15 protein-coding genes are annotated in these 15,741 nt (G+C 61.4%); all 15 read right to left on the minus strand.

The genetic code is table 11. The annotated features are described in order from the left end of the window. Positions 1–9: 9 nt before the first annotated feature. Positions 10–1,197 (minus strand): 1-deoxy-D-xylulose-5-phosphate reductoisomerase, encoded by a 1,188-nt coding sequence (gene dxr, locus DW661_RS01890; protein ID WP_117564265.1) that lies wholly within the window; start codon positions 1,195–1,197, stop codon positions 10–12. Further along, entirely contained in the window at positions 1,197–2,111 is a 915-nt protein-coding gene (locus tag DW661_RS01895) for a phosphatidate cytidylyltransferase (protein ID WP_233502344.1), read from the minus strand. Before DW661_RS01895 ends, dxr begins: the two co-directional genes overlap by 1 nt. Before the next feature lie 2 nt (positions 2,112–2,113). After that, positions 2,114–2,908 carry an isoprenyl transferase gene (locus DW661_RS01900; RefSeq protein WP_118934337.1) on the minus strand — a complete coding sequence of 265 codons (795 nt, stop codon included), beginning with the start codon at positions 2,906–2,908 and terminating at the stop codon, positions 2,114–2,116. Between the two features lies 1 nt (position 2,909). Next, a complete protein-coding gene (gene frr, locus DW661_RS01905) occupies positions 2,910–3,446 on the minus strand; it encodes a ribosome recycling factor (protein WP_006236112.1) in 537 nt (178 codons plus the stop codon). Between the two features lie 2 nt (positions 3,447–3,448). Continuing rightward, on the minus strand, positions 3,449–4,171 hold the full coding sequence (gene pyrH, locus DW661_RS01910) for a UMP kinase (protein ID WP_040359955.1): 723 nt from the start codon (positions 4,169–4,171) through the stop codon (positions 3,449–3,451). Between the two features lie 118 nt (positions 4,172–4,289). Next, positions 4,290–5,159 carry a translation elongation factor Ts gene (gene tsf, locus DW661_RS01915; protein ID WP_022094736.1) on the minus strand — a complete coding sequence of 290 codons (870 nt, stop codon included), beginning with the start codon at positions 5,157–5,159 and terminating at the stop codon, positions 4,290–4,292. 45 nt (positions 5,160–5,204) lie between these two features. Then, positions 5,205–5,933 (minus strand): 30S ribosomal protein S2, encoded by a 729-nt coding sequence (gene rpsB, locus DW661_RS01920; RefSeq protein WP_006236109.1) that lies wholly within the window; start codon positions 5,931–5,933, stop codon positions 5,205–5,207. Positions 5,934–6,152: 219 nt separating this feature from the next. Next, positions 6,153–7,073, minus strand: a complete 921-nt coding sequence (locus DW661_RS01925) for a tyrosine recombinase (protein ID WP_118934340.1) — start codon at positions 7,071–7,073, stop codon at positions 6,153–6,155. Then, positions 7,070–8,407 (minus strand): methylenetetrahydrofolate--tRNA-(uracil(54)-C(5))-methyltransferase (FADH(2)-oxidizing) TrmFO, encoded by a 1,338-nt coding sequence (gene trmFO, locus DW661_RS01930; RefSeq protein ID WP_117766657.1) that lies wholly within the window; start codon positions 8,405–8,407, stop codon positions 7,070–7,072. The genes DW661_RS01925 and trmFO overlap by 4 nt, the downstream gene beginning before the upstream one ends. Before the next feature lie 14 nt (positions 8,408–8,421). Then, positions 8,422–9,357, minus strand: a complete 936-nt coding sequence (locus DW661_RS01935) for a DNA-processing protein DprA (protein ID WP_370448133.1) — start codon at positions 9,355–9,357, stop codon at positions 8,422–8,424. Then, complete coding sequence (locus DW661_RS01940) at positions 9,354–10,877, minus strand: YifB family Mg chelatase-like AAA ATPase (RefSeq protein WP_118934342.1); 1,524 nt, start codon at positions 10,875–10,877, stop codon at positions 9,354–9,356. The genes DW661_RS01935 and DW661_RS01940 overlap by 4 nt, the downstream gene beginning before the upstream one ends. Then, positions 10,877–11,362, minus strand: a complete 486-nt coding sequence (locus DW661_RS01945; protein WP_035138570.1) for a YraN family protein — start codon at positions 11,360–11,362, stop codon at positions 10,877–10,879. Before DW661_RS01945 ends, DW661_RS01940 begins: the two co-directional genes overlap by 1 nt. A gap of 189 nt (positions 11,363–11,551) precedes the next feature. Beyond that, the gene (locus DW661_RS01950) at positions 11,552–12,340 is read right to left on the minus strand and encodes a ribonuclease HII (protein WP_118934344.1); all 789 of its coding nucleotides are present in this window, start codon (positions 12,338–12,340) and stop codon (positions 11,552–11,554) included. Positions 12,341–12,433: 93 nt separating this feature from the next. Then, positions 12,434–12,775 (minus strand): 50S ribosomal protein L19, encoded by a 342-nt coding sequence (gene rplS / locus DW661_RS01955; protein ID WP_006236098.1) that lies wholly within the window; start codon positions 12,773–12,775, stop codon positions 12,434–12,436. 211 nt (positions 12,776–12,986) lie between these two features. Next, positions 12,987–15,737 (minus strand): pyruvate, phosphate dikinase, encoded by a 2,751-nt coding sequence (ppdK, locus tag DW661_RS01960; RefSeq protein WP_118934346.1) that lies wholly within the window; start codon positions 15,735–15,737, stop codon positions 12,987–12,989. Positions 15,738–15,741: the final 4 nt, after the last annotated feature.

A 15,741-nucleotide genomic window follows, 5' to 3' on the forward strand; every position in this document is an offset into this window, starting at 1 on the left:
CCTTATGGGTTAGGAACGGGTTGCGGCGAGCACCTGCGCAGCCTTTTCACGCGCCCACGCATCGATGTCGCGAAGCTGCTCAAACGAATCGACCACCTGCATATCGTGGGCGTCCATGCAGGATTCCACAATGCGATCGATATCGGTAAAGCTGCAGCCATCGTGCAGGAAGGCATCGACGGCGACCTCGTTGGCGGCATTGAGCACGCACGGCATGGTGCCACCCGTCTTGCCGGCACGCTCGGCCAGTGCCAGACAGCGGAAGGTATCCATGTCGGCAGCATCAAACGTGAGCTGCCCCAGCTCGCGGAAATCGATACGAGGCGCCGGAGTATCCCAACGCTCGGGATACGAGAACGCGAACTGGATGGGAATACGCATGTCGGATGCACCGAGATGCGCCATCACGGAGCCGTCGGCGAACTCGACCATAGAGTGAATCTTGGACTGACGCTGCACGACCACGTTAATGAAATCGAGGTCGCAGTTAAACAGATGCATGGCCTCAATGCGCTCCAGGCCCTTGTTCATGAGGGTGGCGGAGTCAATGGTGATCTTGGCACCCATGGCCCACGTGGGATGCGCGAGGGCATCGGCACGCGTCACGCGATCGAGCTCGTCGCGCGTGCGGCCAAAGAACGGACCGCCCGAGCAGGTGAGCCAAATGCAGTGGGCCTCGCGCGGGTTCTCCCCCAGATAGCACTGGTAGATGGCGGAATGCTCAGAGTCGACCGGAATAAGCTGGCCCGGTTGCGCCAACGGCATAAGCAAGTCGCCACCGACGACAAGGGACTCCTTGTTGGCAAGGGCAAGGCGCTTATTCGAGGTCAAGGCCGCATGGCTCGCCTCGAGACCGGCGGCGCCCACAATAGCGACGAGCACACAGTCGACATCGTCGCGACGCGCGAGCTCGCAAACCGCCTGCGCGCCAACGCCGAGCTGTGTGCCCTCGGGCAACTCCTGCAGCACGGCGTCATCGCCATGAGCGACATCGGCAACGGCAACCGCCGGAACCGAGAACTCGCGGGCAGCGGCAACGAGCTCCGAGGTGCTGGAATTAACGGACAGCGCCGTCACCTGCAGGCGATCGGCATGCTGGCGGCACACATCGAGCGCCTGGGTGCCGATAGAGCCCGTACAACCCAGGATGGCAACGCGAAGGCGTCCATCGGGGCCATACGTCGTCTGGAAGGACATTACAGCACGCCTCCGATCATCAGCAACAGCTGTGCGGTGATGCAACCGAAGATAAGCGAATCGCTACGATCGAGCATTCCGCCGTGGCCCGGGATAAGGTTGCCGGAATCCTTGACGCCCACACCGCGCTTGATGCGCGACTCGATAAGGTCGCCGATAACGCCCAGAATGGACACGACCACGCCGCATAGCAGCGCATAGGGCAGGCTGAGCTTGTAGAAGTGCGTCGCCCACAGGATGAGCCAAATCAAAACCGAGCCCAAGATGCCGCCGGCAAACCCCTCCCAGCTCTTTTTGGGGGAGATCTTGGGAACCATCTTGTGCTTGCCGATACGGCTGCCCACGATGTAGGCAAACGAATCGGAGACCCAAAGGGACGCGCAAACGCCCACTGAAAGCAGGGCGCCGGCAAAACCGGGCACGGCATCGCGCAGCAGCACGATAGCCGACAGCATAAAGCCAGTGTAGATGGGACCCATGAGCGTCACGGCCACATCAGAGATGCGGGTACGCGGCGACCAGACATACCAAATGCCCACAGCGAGCATCAAGGCAAAAAGCAGGGCATTCAGCAACATCGAATCGCCCAACGCCGACAGCGGAAAGAGTACGGCGGCAGCGATACCCATGCGTTCGTTAGCCATCTTGCCATCGAGCCTTGTCATACGGAAAAACTCATAGCAGCACAGACCGCTCATGACAGAAACAAAGATGGCCGTGGGCACGATACCCAAAACCAGGCACAGGATAAAGACAACGGCGTAGACGATACCGGCGGCGGCACGGGTAATAAAGCCCGCCAGCCACGAACCGGTGCCGCTCTTCGCTGCAGGCGCTCCCGCAGTGGCAGCCTTGCGCGCAGGCGCCGCGGAAACTGGCGTCTTGGGAGCAGATGCCTTGGGACGATCGGACACGATTAAGCCTCCTCGGTCTTGCTCAGTCCACCAAACCTACGGTCACGGCCCTGATAGGCCAAAATGGCGTCGACAAGGCCCCAACGATCAAAGTCGGGCCAATAGGTATCGGTGATGTAGAATTCGGAATAAGCCACCTGCCACAGCAGATAGTTCGAAAGGCGCAGCTCACCAGAGGTGCGAATCACAAGTTCGGGATCGGGAAGACCGGCGGTATAGAGGTGGGAAGCCACCATGTCGTCATCAATTGCGGCAGGATCGATCTTACCGGCGGCAGCGTCGGATGCGATCTGACGGACAGCGCGGGTAATCTCGGCACGCGCGCCGTAGTTGACGGCAAGCGCCAGCGTCATACCGGTGTGATCGGCGCACTCGGCAAGACCGCGCTCAAAAACGTCGCGAGTCTTCTTGGGCAGCGCGGAAATGTCACCCAAAAAGACTACGCGCACATTTTCGCGCTTCAGAAGCGGCAGCTCGTCGATAAACGTCTTGGCAAACAGGTGCATCAGAACGTTGACTTCGTGCTGCGGTCGATTCCAGTTTTCGGTCGAAAATGCATAGGCCGAAAGCACGTCGACGCCCAGGCGCACGCAGGCGGTAATGATCTCGCGCAGCGAGACGATACCCGCCTTGTGGCCCTCGGTGCGTGCAAGACCGCGCGACGTGGCCCAACGACCGTTGCCGTCCATGATGCACGAGATATGGTGCGGAATGTTATTGAGGTCAAGGTCGGAAAAACCGACGCCCGCAGGGGCGTCGGCAAAGTACTCGACCAGTTTATGCTCGTCGTATTGCACCTTAGATCTCCATGACCTCGGCTTCTTTTTCCTTCAGAAGCTCCTCGACCTTGGCGACATATTCATCGGTATGCTTCTGGACCTTGGCCTGCTCGCGACGTACGTCGTCCTCGGTGAGCTCCTCATCGCGCTCGAGCTTGTTGTTGAAGTCGCGACGGATGTTACGGATAGACACCTTGGCCTGCTCGGCGTACTCGCGGCACTCCTTGACGAGCTCGCGACGGCGCTCCTCAGTGGGAGCCGGGAACGGAAGACGAACGACGGTGCCATCGGAGTTGGGGGTAATACCCAGATCGGAAGCGCCGATGGCCTTGACGATAGCATTGATGAGCGCCTTATCCCACGGCTCGATGAGCAGCATGTGAGCCTCGGGGGTCTTGACGGCGGCAACCTGCGTGACCGGCGTGGGGACACCGTAATAATCGACGGTGATGTCGGACAGAATGTTGGCGTTGGCACGACCGGTACGGACCTTGGAGAAGTTATGCTTGAGGGACTCGAGCGACTTGTCCATATGGGCGGTGATGTTCTCTGCCATGCTTAATCCTCCTGATAGACGAGCGTGCCGACGGGCTCACCCGCGAGCGCGCGCTTGACGGTGTCCTCGCCATCGATGTTGAGGACCAAAATAGGCATACGGTTATCCTGGCACAGGGCCGTAGCTGTGGAATCCATAACCTGCAGACCGCGAACGAGAACCTCGTGATAGGTAATCTTGTCAAAACGGACGGCATCGGCGCACTTGACGGGATCCTTGTCGTAGATGCCGTCAACCTTGGTGGCTTTAATCAGAATCTCGGCGCCGATCTCGCACGCACGAAGAGCCGCGGCGGTGTCGGTCGTAAAGTACGGATTGCCCGAACCGGCGGCAAAAATAACGACGTTGCCCTTGGAAAGGTGGTTGATGGCGCGACGGCGAATATAGGGCTCGCAGATCTCGTTCATCTGGATAGCGCTCATCACACGGCAAGGAACGTCGTTATGCTCGAAAGCATCCTGCAGGGCGAGCGCGTTCATAACGGTCGCGAGCATGCCCATGTAGTCGGCCTGAGCACGCTCCATGCCACCGGCAGCGCCTGCCATGCCGCGGAAAATATTGCCGCCGCCGACAACGACGCCGACCTCATGGCCAACGGCGAGCAGCTCCTTGACCTGCTTGGCAAGATGATCGGTAACCTTGGGGTCGATGCCATATTGGCCGTCGCCCATCAGCGCTTCGCCGGAAAGCTTCAGAAGCACGCGTTTATATCGGATGTCGGACAAAGCGATCCTCCTTTAGATTGAACTCTCAACATTCTATCAAAGGCACTAAGAAGAGCCATGAAAAAGCAGGCTGTGAGTAAAACCCACAGCCTGCTCATTACCAGCTACAAGAGCTTATTTACTCGCCACGGACCAGACGGTCAAAGGCAACGACGGTAATGGTGTCGCCGAGCTCCTTGGAGACTTGCTCAGCGTACTTCTTGATGGTGAGGGAGCTGTCCTTGATGAACTCCTGCTCGGTGAGCACGGACTGCTTGTAGAACTTCTCCAGACGGCCGACAGCCATCTTCTCCTGAATGGCCTCGGGCTTACCGGACTCGGCAGCCTGAGCCATGTAGATCTGCTTCTCGTGCTCGACGGTCTCGGCCGGGACCTGATCGCGGGTAGCGCAGATCGGGGCGACGGCGGCAACCTGAAGAGCAACGTCGTGAGCGAAGGTCTTGAAGGACTCAGCCTGAGCGGTCTCAGCCTTCTCGAAGGCAAACTCGACGAGGACGCCGATCTTACCACCCATGTGGATGTAAGAAGCGAGCGCGCCGTTCTCGGCCTTGCGGGCGGCGAAACGGGAGATCTTCATGTTCTCGCCCATGATGTGAATCATCTCGGTGAGCTCGGAGGAAACGGTCTCCTCGCCCATCGGCTTCTCGAGCAGAGCGTCGACGTCAGCAGGCTCGGTGGTAGCGACAACCTCAGCGACCTTGGAAGCAAAGCCGGTGAACTTGGCGTTGGAGCCAACGAAGTCGGTCTCGCAGGAGAGCTCGAGCAGAGCGCCGGTCTTGCCATCCTCGGAGACGAACGCGGCGACAGCGCCCTCGTTGGTCTCACGACCAGCCTTCTTGGCAGCCTTGGCAAGGCCGTTCTTACGCAGAACGTCGACAGCGGCGTCCATGTCGCCGTCAGCCTCGACGAGAGCCTTCTTGCACTCCATCATCGGGGAGTCGGTCATCTCGCGGAGCTGCTTGACCATAGCGGCGGTAATCTGGGCCATTGTGGTTCCTTTCAAAGAGATGAAAAAGAATTAACTAAGACTGATTTACTCGGCCTTGGGCTCAGCGGCCATCTCGGCCTCGGAGACCTGCTCCTTGCCGGAGCCAGCGAGGCAGGCGTCAGCCATGAGCTCGCACATAAGGGTGACAGCGGAGATAGCGTCATCGTTGCAGGGGATGCCGTACTCGACCTCGTCGGGATCGGAGTTGGTGTCGATCAGGGCGACGACGGGGATGTTCAGGCGCTGGGCCTCCTTGATGGCGTTCTCCTCGCGCTTGGTGTCGATGACGAAGAGAGCCTGGGGCAGGCCCTTCATGTCGCGGGCGCCACCGAGGTTGGTCTGGAGCTTGGTGAGCTCCTTGCCGAGCACAGCCTGCTCCTTCTTGGGGAGCACTGCCATGCGGCCGTCCTCGACCATGGCCTCGAGCTCCTCCATGCGGTTGATGCGGGAGCGGATGGTGACGAAGTTGGTCAGCATGCCGCCGAGCCAACGCTGATTGATGTAGGGCATGTTGGCGCGCTCAGCAGCGTTCTTGACGGCCTCCTGAGCCTGCTTCTTGGTGCCGACGAACAGCACGTTGCCACCCTTGGCGACGTTCTTGACGAAGGTGTAGGCCTGGTCGGCGTCGAGGATGGTCTGCTTGAGGTCGAGGATGTAGATGCCGTTGCGCTCACCGAAGATGAACGGCTTCATCTTGGGGTTCCAGCGACGGGTCTGGTGACCGAAGTGGCAGCCGGCCTCGAGCAGGGTGCGGATATTAATCTTGGTAGCCATGTTAAACCTCCTGTGGTTTGCCTCCGCGCGGGGTCATCCTCCAAAACCAACCCGGACATGTGCTACCAAAGCCCGGGCACCACGGTATGAAGTAGCCGCGCGTGCGTGATAAAAACCTGTTGCCGTGAAGCAACCCGATGAATGATAGCAGGAATGCATCTTCCTGCCAACCCGCAATCAAAACCACACACCTGAGTGCGGCGCAGGACGTCCCAGCCACTATTCGCCGCGGGGATGGGCTTGAGCCACGGCCCGCTTAAGCCGATCGGGCGTGAGATGCGTGTAGATCTGCGTCGTGGACAGGCTCGCATGACCCAGCAGCTCTTGAACCGAGCGCAGGTCCGCACCGCCCTCGAGCAAGTCGGTCGCAAAGGTATGGCGCATCGCATGCGGGGCGATGTCGGCCGGAATGCCGGCGAGCGTCGCCAGCGTATGGAACCGCCGCCGAAGCATGGCAGCGCTCATGCGATTGCCGCGCGCCGATATAAGCAGCGGATGCGGCCCGGTAGCGGGGTCACGGCGCTTTGCCCGAGCGAGCAACTCCGGCCTCCCCTCCTCAATATAGAGGCGCGTCGCCTCGAGCGCACGACGATACAGAGGGACGATACGTTCTTTGCTCCCCTTGCCCCACAGGCGCAGCGTGCATTCGGACCAAGAGATGGACTCCACATTGAGTGCTGCGAGCTCAGAGATACGGGCGCCGGATGCATAGAGCAGTTCGAGCATCGCCGCATCGCGCAGTCCCGCGGGAGTTGAGGTATCGGGGGCTTTGAGGAGCGCCTCCACCTGTTGGTTCGTCAGCACACCGGGCAGATCGCGCGGGAGCTTGGGCGAGGAAATTGCCGAGACCGCATCGCCCTCCACGACCCCCTCGGCAGCCATCCATCGATAGAGCGATCGGATAGCCGACAGATGCGCCGCAAGCGTTCGGGGAGCAACCTGCTCACGCGAAAGCTCGGCAAGATAGCGACGAATGGTGCGCACGTCGGCAGCGAAAGCATCGATATCCTCGCGCTCGCACCAGGCAGCAAAGCGCTCCAGCCTCGAGCCATAGGCCGTCACCGTGTTGGGAGAAAGTCCCTCGACACGTGCGATATAGGCGATAAACGAGTCGACGGTGTCGTACAGGTCAAAGGCTATGAACGGTCGCCTCCAAACAGATCGGGGCGAGTTGCCAGATAGGCATCAAGAGCCTCGAGCGCACGGTCCGCATAGGCCTGGTAGCGGTCGCGCTTACTGCGGCGCTTGCCGTCCTCGAGCGGCGGCACCAAGCCAAAGTTGACGTGCATGGGCTGATAGCCCACCGTTGCCGGATCGGTCGCATAGCCCACGAGCGCGCCCAGGGCGCCCACGCGCGGCAGCTCGACGCCCGCGGCACCGATAGCCTCGGCATAGGTGTTGAGCGCCGCGAGCAGACCGGTCGCCACGGCCTCCATATAGCCCTCGGTGCCGGTGATCTGACCGGCCAGGCGCACGCCGGTACCGGGCACGGCAAAGGTGCCATCGAGCACGTGCGGGGCGTCGACAAAGGTATTGCGGTGCATGACACCGTAGCGGAAGAACTCAGCGTTCTCCAGGCCCGGCACCATATGGAAGACGCGCTTCTGCTCGCCAAAGGTCAAGTTGGTCTGGAAGCCCACCAGGTTATAGGCGGTCTTCTCCTTATTCTCGGCACGCAGCTGAATCGCCGCCCAGGGACGACGACCGGTTCGCGGATCGGTGAGGCCGACAGGCTTCATGGCGCCAAAGCGAATGGCGTCCTTGCCGGTGCGCGCAACTTCCTCGGCAGGCTGGCAGGCCTGGAACAGATCGCCGCCCTCAAAGTCCTTGAGCACCACGCGGTCGGCCGTGGTAAGCGCCTCGATAAAGGCCTCGTACTCCTCCTTATTGAGCGGAGCGTTGAGATAGTCGCCGCTCCCCTGCTCCTCGTAGCGCGACTGCGAGAACAGCACGTCCATATCGAGCGTGGAGGCATCGACGATCGGCGCCGCGGCATCGAAGAACGCAAGGGCGTCGCCACCGACGAGCTTCATGACCTCTTCGCTCAGCGCCGGCGAGCACAAGGGGCCGGCGGCAATGACCACGTGACCTTCGGGAATCTGCGTGACCTCGCCGTGAATGATCTCGATATTGGGACGGGCGGCAACCTCGGCCTCGACAAACTCGGAAAACTTGACGCGGTCGACCGCCAAGGCGCCACCGGCGGGAACAGCCGCGCGATGGGCGCAATCGAGCAGGACTGAACCCATGCGCTCAAGCTCGGCCTTCAGCAATCCAGCCGCGGAATCCGGACGGGTCGACTTAAACGAATTGGAACAGACGAGCTCTGCCAGGTGATCGGTATGGTGGGCCGGGGAGCTAACCTGGGGGCGCATCTCGCACAGCCTTACGGCGAACCCGCGATCTGCCAGCTGAATCGCGCACTCCGAACCCGCCAGACCGCCACCGATAACCGTCACCTGATCAAACAGCATCTGCAAACACCTTTCTAATTGACATGTTTTCCATTGTGACCGAAGGGTGTCTGAGCGTGAAGGGCAAACTTGGAGGGCGCATACCTTCCATCCATCATGCGCTCGATAAGACCATCGAGCTCAAGCGAACCCAGGAGTTTGAGTACGCCGACGGCATCGAGCGAGACGAGCGCCGCGATGTCGTCGACCTTGAGCGGAGAGGCTATGAGCGCATGCATCACGGTCTGCTGTGTTTGATCCAGGTCGGCAATGCCGGGAGCATCGGGGCGCGAGTAGCGCAGGGTGCCGTAGATGCGTGAAATAGCCATCTCGATAGATTCCTCGTCGATGATGCAGCAGGCACCGTTCGCAATGAGGTAATTCGTGCCACGCGACTCGGGCGATAGGATCGACCCTGGCACGGCAAGAAGTTCTCGCCCCAAATCCATAGCAGCCTCGGCTGTAGAAAACGTCCCGGAAGGCATACCCGCCTCGGATACAAAGAGGGCTTGCGACAGGGCCGCGATTACGCGATTGCGGCGCGGAAAGGCAAACTTGCGCGGACCCATGCCCCACGGAGAGATCGACACGACCGCGCCACCCGTATCGAGCGTGCGCGTAATAAGCCCCGCGCTCGAACGCGGGTAGACCACGTCGGCGCCCGTCCCCAGCACCACGACGTGTTTGCCGCCGGCATTGACCGCAGCCCAACCCGAGGCCTGGTCACAACCGACCGCGCCGCCCGAAACTACCGTCACGCCCGCCTCGACCGCAACCTTTGCCGCAAGCTCTGCCACGGCAAGACCATACGGAGAGGCCTTGCGCGCGCCGATGATGGAGAGCGCGGGCGTCGAAAGCACCTCGGGGTTGCCGCGCACATAGAGTGTCTGGGGTACATCAGAAAGCTCCAAAACGGTCTCGGGATACAACGCGTCACCTGGATGCAGCTCGAAGGTCCCCTCGGCCATCATTGGTCCCTCCTTCCCTGGTACATCGCCGCCTCGAGCACGTGGTCCTGCGTCACTTGCTCGCTCTCGGCGACGTCGGCGATGGTACGCGCGATACGCACCAGGCGCACGATGCCGCGGCCCGTGAGATGCGTGCGCTTCGACAGGCCGAGCACACACCTTTCCGCCGCATCATCGAGCTCAAAGGTCGAAACGACGCCGTCAATGGACCGTGTCTCGTCATCCTCGGCCTCGGCATCAGCATCGTCCATACGGGATTCGCGCCAAGCGCGAAAAGCGCGACCGCGCACAACGTAGTCACGTAACTCAGCTGACGACATACCCTCCGCGCCCTCGATAATCACCTGAGGGTCGGGACGGGTCACATCGATCATCATGTCGATACGGTCGGCCAAAGGACCGCGCAGTTTAGACCGATAGCGCTCGACCATCGCCGCCGAGCAGCGACACGGTACCTCACGATCGCCCAAAAAGCCGCAGGGGCAGGGATTGCTCGCAGCCAGCAGCTGAAAGCGCGACGGGAAGGTAAAAGCCCCGTCGACGCGTACGATCCTGACGTAGCCGCGTTCGATGGGCTGACGCAGCGTCTGCAGCACACCCGTGGGAAACTCAGCAAGCTCGTCCAAAAAGAGCACGCCGCCATGAGCAAGGCTGATCTCACCCGGGTGCACCGGGCGCCCACCGCCGATAAGACCTGCGGTCGAAATACTGTGATGGGGACTGCGGAAGGGCCGGTGCCCTGCCAACAAGCCATCAATGTTCTCACCCAAAACCGAATGGATGCACAGCGCCTCCTGTTGATCCTCAACGGAAAGCTCGGGCAGGATGCCGGTCATACGACGCGCGAGCATCGTCTTGCCCGATCCCGGGGACCCGATCATGAGCAAGCCGAGTTCTCCTGCCGCCGCAAGCGCCATGCCGCGCTTGGCGACCTCCTGCCCCAGTACGTCGGCATAGTCGAGCTCGGGCTCAAAGGTCGCCTCGAGCACTTCAGAATCCAAGTAGTGCCGCGCGGCATCGCCCATGCCATGGGCAAGCTGAGACAAATGATCGATGAATCCACAATCCACGCCCGCAAGCGGCACATGCTGATCGGACCTGCCGGCGATAAAGGACAGCCCCATATCACGCGCCAATAGCTGAAACGCCACCTCGCCCTTGACAGGAAGCACCGTACCGTCCAAGCCAAGCTCACCAGCGATAAGACAACGATCGAGGTTGTCGCGGGGAATCTGACCATCGGCCGCCAATACCGCGATGGCGATGGGCAGATCAAAGCCGCTACCGGTCTTGCGAATATCGCCGGGCGCCAGATTGACCGTAATGCCCGAGCGCGGGATCTCGAACCCGGCGGAGCGCATCGCACAGCGAATACGACCGCGTGACTCCATCACCTCCATACTCGGAATGCCGAGCATCTGAATGCCCGGAACGCCGCCGGCAAGCGAGACCTCGACCGTGACGGGAATCGCCTCGACGCCGCGGATGCAGGCCGCGTGAACGGCAAACGTCTCGAACGCCATCACGACACCTGCCAATCGAACGCATTGTACTGATGCTCGATCTCGGCGATATGCCCGCCGCGGATGGTGACGCCCACGGCATCGAAGCGAATCGCCTTGAGTGGATAATGTTCCATGAGGTAGCAACTTGCGATGCGGCGGTAGCGGCGTTGCTTTTGGGCGTCCACGGCCTCCTCGGGAAAGACCCGCGTGCTGCAATCCAGTGCGACGCGTCTGGTCTTGACCTCGGCCATCACCACGACATCGTCGAGCTCATCGAGCAGCACCAGATCGGCCTCGCCCTCGGTGCAACGATAACCCTGCTCCAGCAAGGTGTAGCCGCGCTCGTTAAAGTAGTCGATGGTGATCAGCTCGCCCAGCATGCCCAGCTCGCGGGGACTGAGTCCCTTGATAAACTCGGGCGTCATCGCCCCGCAGTCGAGCTCGCCGTTTTCCCAACGCTCCTTGAGCTGCTGCGTCTTGCTCTTTTTGCTTGCGGCACTCATGGGGTCTCCTTTCCCGCACGCTGCATTGCCCCGATGATGAGGGCACCTTTCATGCGGGTAAGTACCGGAAGCAAACCAAAAGCTGACCAAATGCCGTCAAAAAACGGGCCGTACGCAGCAATGGTGTTGCATACGGCCCGCTACCAGCAGGTTTATAAAACCCCTGAGGTCCCTGTCTCCACAATTGACCTAGAAAAGGCGCTCAGTCTGCAGAAAGTTTCCGCAAAAGCTCACGCGGTGCAGCGGACAAAGTCCATGTTTGCGAATGGCCTCGATGTGCTCGGGGCTTGCGTAGCCTTTCGATTCGGCCAAATGGTACTCGGGATACTCGGCATCGTACTCGACCATCATCTCGTCACGCGTGACCTTGGCCATGATGGACGCCGCGGCGATACAGGCGATCTTGGCATCGCCCTTCACCACGTCGCGCTCGTTGGGAACGGCGCCCAAGGGGTTACCGTCCATAAGCACGCAATCGGGCTCGAGCCCCGTATCGGCCACGGCGCCCGCGACAGTGGCTCGAATGGCGCGGGCCATGCCCATCTCATCGATATCCTTAGGCGCGATATGGCAAAAACCAATTGCCGTCGCCACCTCGGCAATCTTCACTGAGAGCAACTCGCGGCGCGCCGGCGTGAGCTTTTTGGAATCGTTGATGCCCCAGACGCGCGGCTCCATAGGAAGGCAGACGGCGCATACCGTCAAAGGACCGGCCACCGATCCGCGACCCACCTCGTCGACGCCCACGACCAAACCATCACCGCCGAGCTCATGCATAAGCTGATACATGCCGTTGACGCGCTCGCGCTCGGCAAGCTCCTTGGCATGACGCTTAAGGGCACGCTCGCAAGCCTTGATCACCTGCTGGCGCGGATCCTCGCGATAATGCTCCACGAGGGCGGGAATCTCCTCGAACGTGGCGCTCGCCAACTCACCGGCAACCTGCGATGCCGAAACCGAGCTCGTCATGTTGGCCATACCAGGCCCTCCTTGCATGCAAATCAGATAAAAAGAAGGGCCACCCGAAGGTGACCCTTGTGTCCAAACGAGTGGACAGACGCTGCGATCTTCTTAGCGCTTCTCGGGGATGCGAGCAGCCTTGCCCACCTTGTCGCGGAGGTAGTACAGCTTGGCGCGACGGACGCGACCATGGCGAACGACCTCGAGCTTGGCGATCTTGGGGCTGTGAAGCGGGAAGGTACGCTCAACACCGACACCGAAGGACATCTTGCGGACGGTGAAGGTCTCGCGGGCACCGGCGCCGGCCATGCGGATGACGTCGCCCTGGAAAACCTGGATGCGCTCGCGGTCGCCTTCCTTAATGCGGTAGTGAACCTTGACGTTGTCGGCGACGCGAACCTGAGGAATGTCCTCGCGGATCTGCTGACGCTCGATTGCGCGGATGTAATCCATGTGCAATTCCTTACTCTTCTAGAGGTGCCGTACCACCTTGGCCGGCACGTAGTTGAACAAACGTATTCGAGTATACACGCGCGGGTTTCTGCTGCAAGAACAATTTTTTGCGCAGACAAAAAGACAAAACCCGCACATGATAACCGCCCGCTTCACGAATGAGACGGGCGGTATGAAGGGGGGGCTACGCTAGGCGTCTAAACGCTAAACGCTAGGCGGAACGCTTGGCCTCGAGCTTGGCCTGGGCGGCAGCTAGGCGCGCGAGGGGCACGCGGTAGGGCGAGCAGGACACATAGTCCACGTCGGCCACGTTAAACAGGCCCTTGATGGACTTGGGGTCGCCGCCGTGTTCGCCGCACACGCCAAAGTGCATGTCGGGATTGGTGGCGCGGCCCTTCTCGACGGCCAAGCGCACGAGCTCCAGCACCGCCGTGTCGATGGTCTCGAAGGGGTTGTCCTTCAGGATCTTCTTGTGCAGGTACAGCGGAATGAACTTGGCCTCGGCATCGTCGCGGGAGAAGCCGAAGGTCGTCTGGGTGAGGTCGTTGGTGCCAAAGCAGAAGAAATCTGCGTGATGGGCGATCTCGTCGGCGACCATGCAGGCGCGCGGCAGCTCGAGCATCGTGCCCACGGGAATGTTGAGCTCGACACCTTCCTCGGAGGAAACCTCGGCGATGGCACGCTCAATGACCTCGCGGGTCTGGACATGCTCTGCCGTGATGGAAACGAGCGGAACCATGATCTCGGGGCGTGGGTCGACACCATCCTTGATAAGGCGGGCAGCAGCCGTGGCCACGGCGCGGACCTGCATGAGCGGCAGATCGCCAAAGACGACGGACAGGCGCACGCCGCGCAAGCCCAGCATGGGGTTGGACTCGACCATGCCGTCAATGCGACGTAGGCGGGCGCGCAGGGCAGTGAGCTCCTCCTCGGGAGCGCCGGCGGCCTCCTTCTTGGTGATGGCGACCTCGAGCTCGCGAGGATTATCCAGGAACTCGTGCAGCGGCGGATCAAGCAGGCGAACGACCACATCGCGACCGGACATGGTCTTGAACATGGCTAGGAAGTCCTCGGTCTGGACCTTGAGCAGGTCGGCCAGGGCCTGCTGCTTCACGGCCTCGTCGTCGGACAGGATGAAGCTCTGGATGATGTTCTTACGATCGCCCAGGAACATGTGCTCGGTGCGGCACAGGCCGATGGCCTCGGCGCCAAACTCGAGGGCGAGTGCGGCATCCTCAGGGTTGTCGGCGTTGACGCGCACATGGTTGGCGTGGCCACAGGTCTCGTCCAGGCGAATCTCGTCGGCCCAGGACAGGATGGTGTCCAGATCGCCGGTGAGTTCAGCGGAGACCAAATCGACAGCGCCATCGACGACGATGCCCTGGGTACCGTCGATGGAGATGACATCGCCCTCGTGCAGTACGCGGTCGCTGCCATCGATGTGCACGACCTTCTCGGCGGCGTCGATGTGGAAGCGCTCGACACCGCAGACGCAGGGTGTACCCATGCCGCGGGCGATAACGGCCGCGTGGCTCGTCTTGCCACCATGGCTGGTGAGGATGCCCTCGGCAGCGACCATGCCCTTCAGATCGTCGGGGTTGGTCTCCCAGCGAACCAGGATAACCTTGTGACCCTCGTTGGCGCGCGCGACGGCGTCATCGCTCGAGAACACAACCTCGCCCACGGCGGCACCGGGGCTGGCGTTAAGGCCGGTAGCAAGTGCCTCATACTTCTTGGAGGCATCGAACTGCGGGTGCAGGAGCTGATCGAGCTGTGCGGGGTCGATGCGCCCCACGGCTTCCTCGCGCGTGATCAGGCCCTCCTCGACCATCTCGATGGCGATGCGCAGGGCGGCCGTGGCGGTACGCTTGCCCACGCGGGTCTGGAGCATCCAGAGCTTGCCCTGTTCGATGGTGAACTCGATATCGCACATATCGCGATAATGATCCTCGAGGGTCAGGAACACGCGCTCGAGCTCCTCACCTGCAGACTCGAGGCCCGGGGTGGTCTTGAGGTCGGCGATGGGCTCGGTATTGCGGATGCCGGCGACGACGTCCTCGCCCTGGGCGTTAACCAGAAAGTCGCCGTAAAACTCCTTGGTGCCGTCGGCCGGGTTGCGCGTGAAGGCGACGCCGGTCGCGGAGGTCTCGCCCTTATTGCCAAAGGCCATAGCCTGAACGTTGACGGCGGTGCCGAGTTCGTCGGAGATACCATGCTGCTTGCGGTAGATGCAGGCGCGCTCGTTCATCCAGCTGCCAAAGACGGCCTGGATGGCAAGACGCAGCTGGAGCTCCGGGTCGTGCGGGAAGACGGGCTTGCCGTCAGCGACCTCGAGCTCGGGGTACAGGGCGGCCTCGACGTTGTCGGAGAAGATCCCCTTGAAGGTCTCGACGAGCCCCTGCAGGTCCTCGGCCGAAAGCTCGGAATCGACGCGAACGCCGGCGACCAAGCGTGCCTGGGTCAGAGCGTTCTCGAACAGGTCGGCGTCGACGCCCATGACGACGTTGGAGAACATCTGGATAAAGCGGCGGTAGCTATCCCAGGCAAAACGCGGGTTTTGCGTCTGGGCGATAAGGCCCTGAACGGAATCGTCATTGAGGCCCAGGTTGAGGACTGTGTCCATCATACCGGGCATGGAGAACGGAGCGCCCGAGCGAACCGACACGAGCAGCGGGTCGGAGGCGTCGCCGAGCTTCTTGCCACAACGGGCCTCGAGGTCCGCCTCGGCGGCAACGATCTCATCGAGTGCGCCCTCGGGCCACACGTTGCCGGCACCGGAGTACTCGACACAAGTCTGGCAGGTAATGGTAAAGCCACCGGGAACCGGCAGGCCGATGCGGCTCATCTCGGCAAGGTTTGCGCCTTTGCCGCCAAGCACGAAGTTCATGGACTTGTCGCCCTCGGTGACACAGGTGCCCTGGGCGTCGGTTCCAAAACGGTAAACCCTCTTGCAATCGCTCACGATA

Origin of the sequence: Collinsella sp. AM24-1 (assembly GCF_003470325.1) — a bacterium.
Lineage (GTDB): Bacteria > Actinomycetota > Coriobacteriia > Coriobacteriales > Coriobacteriaceae > Collinsella.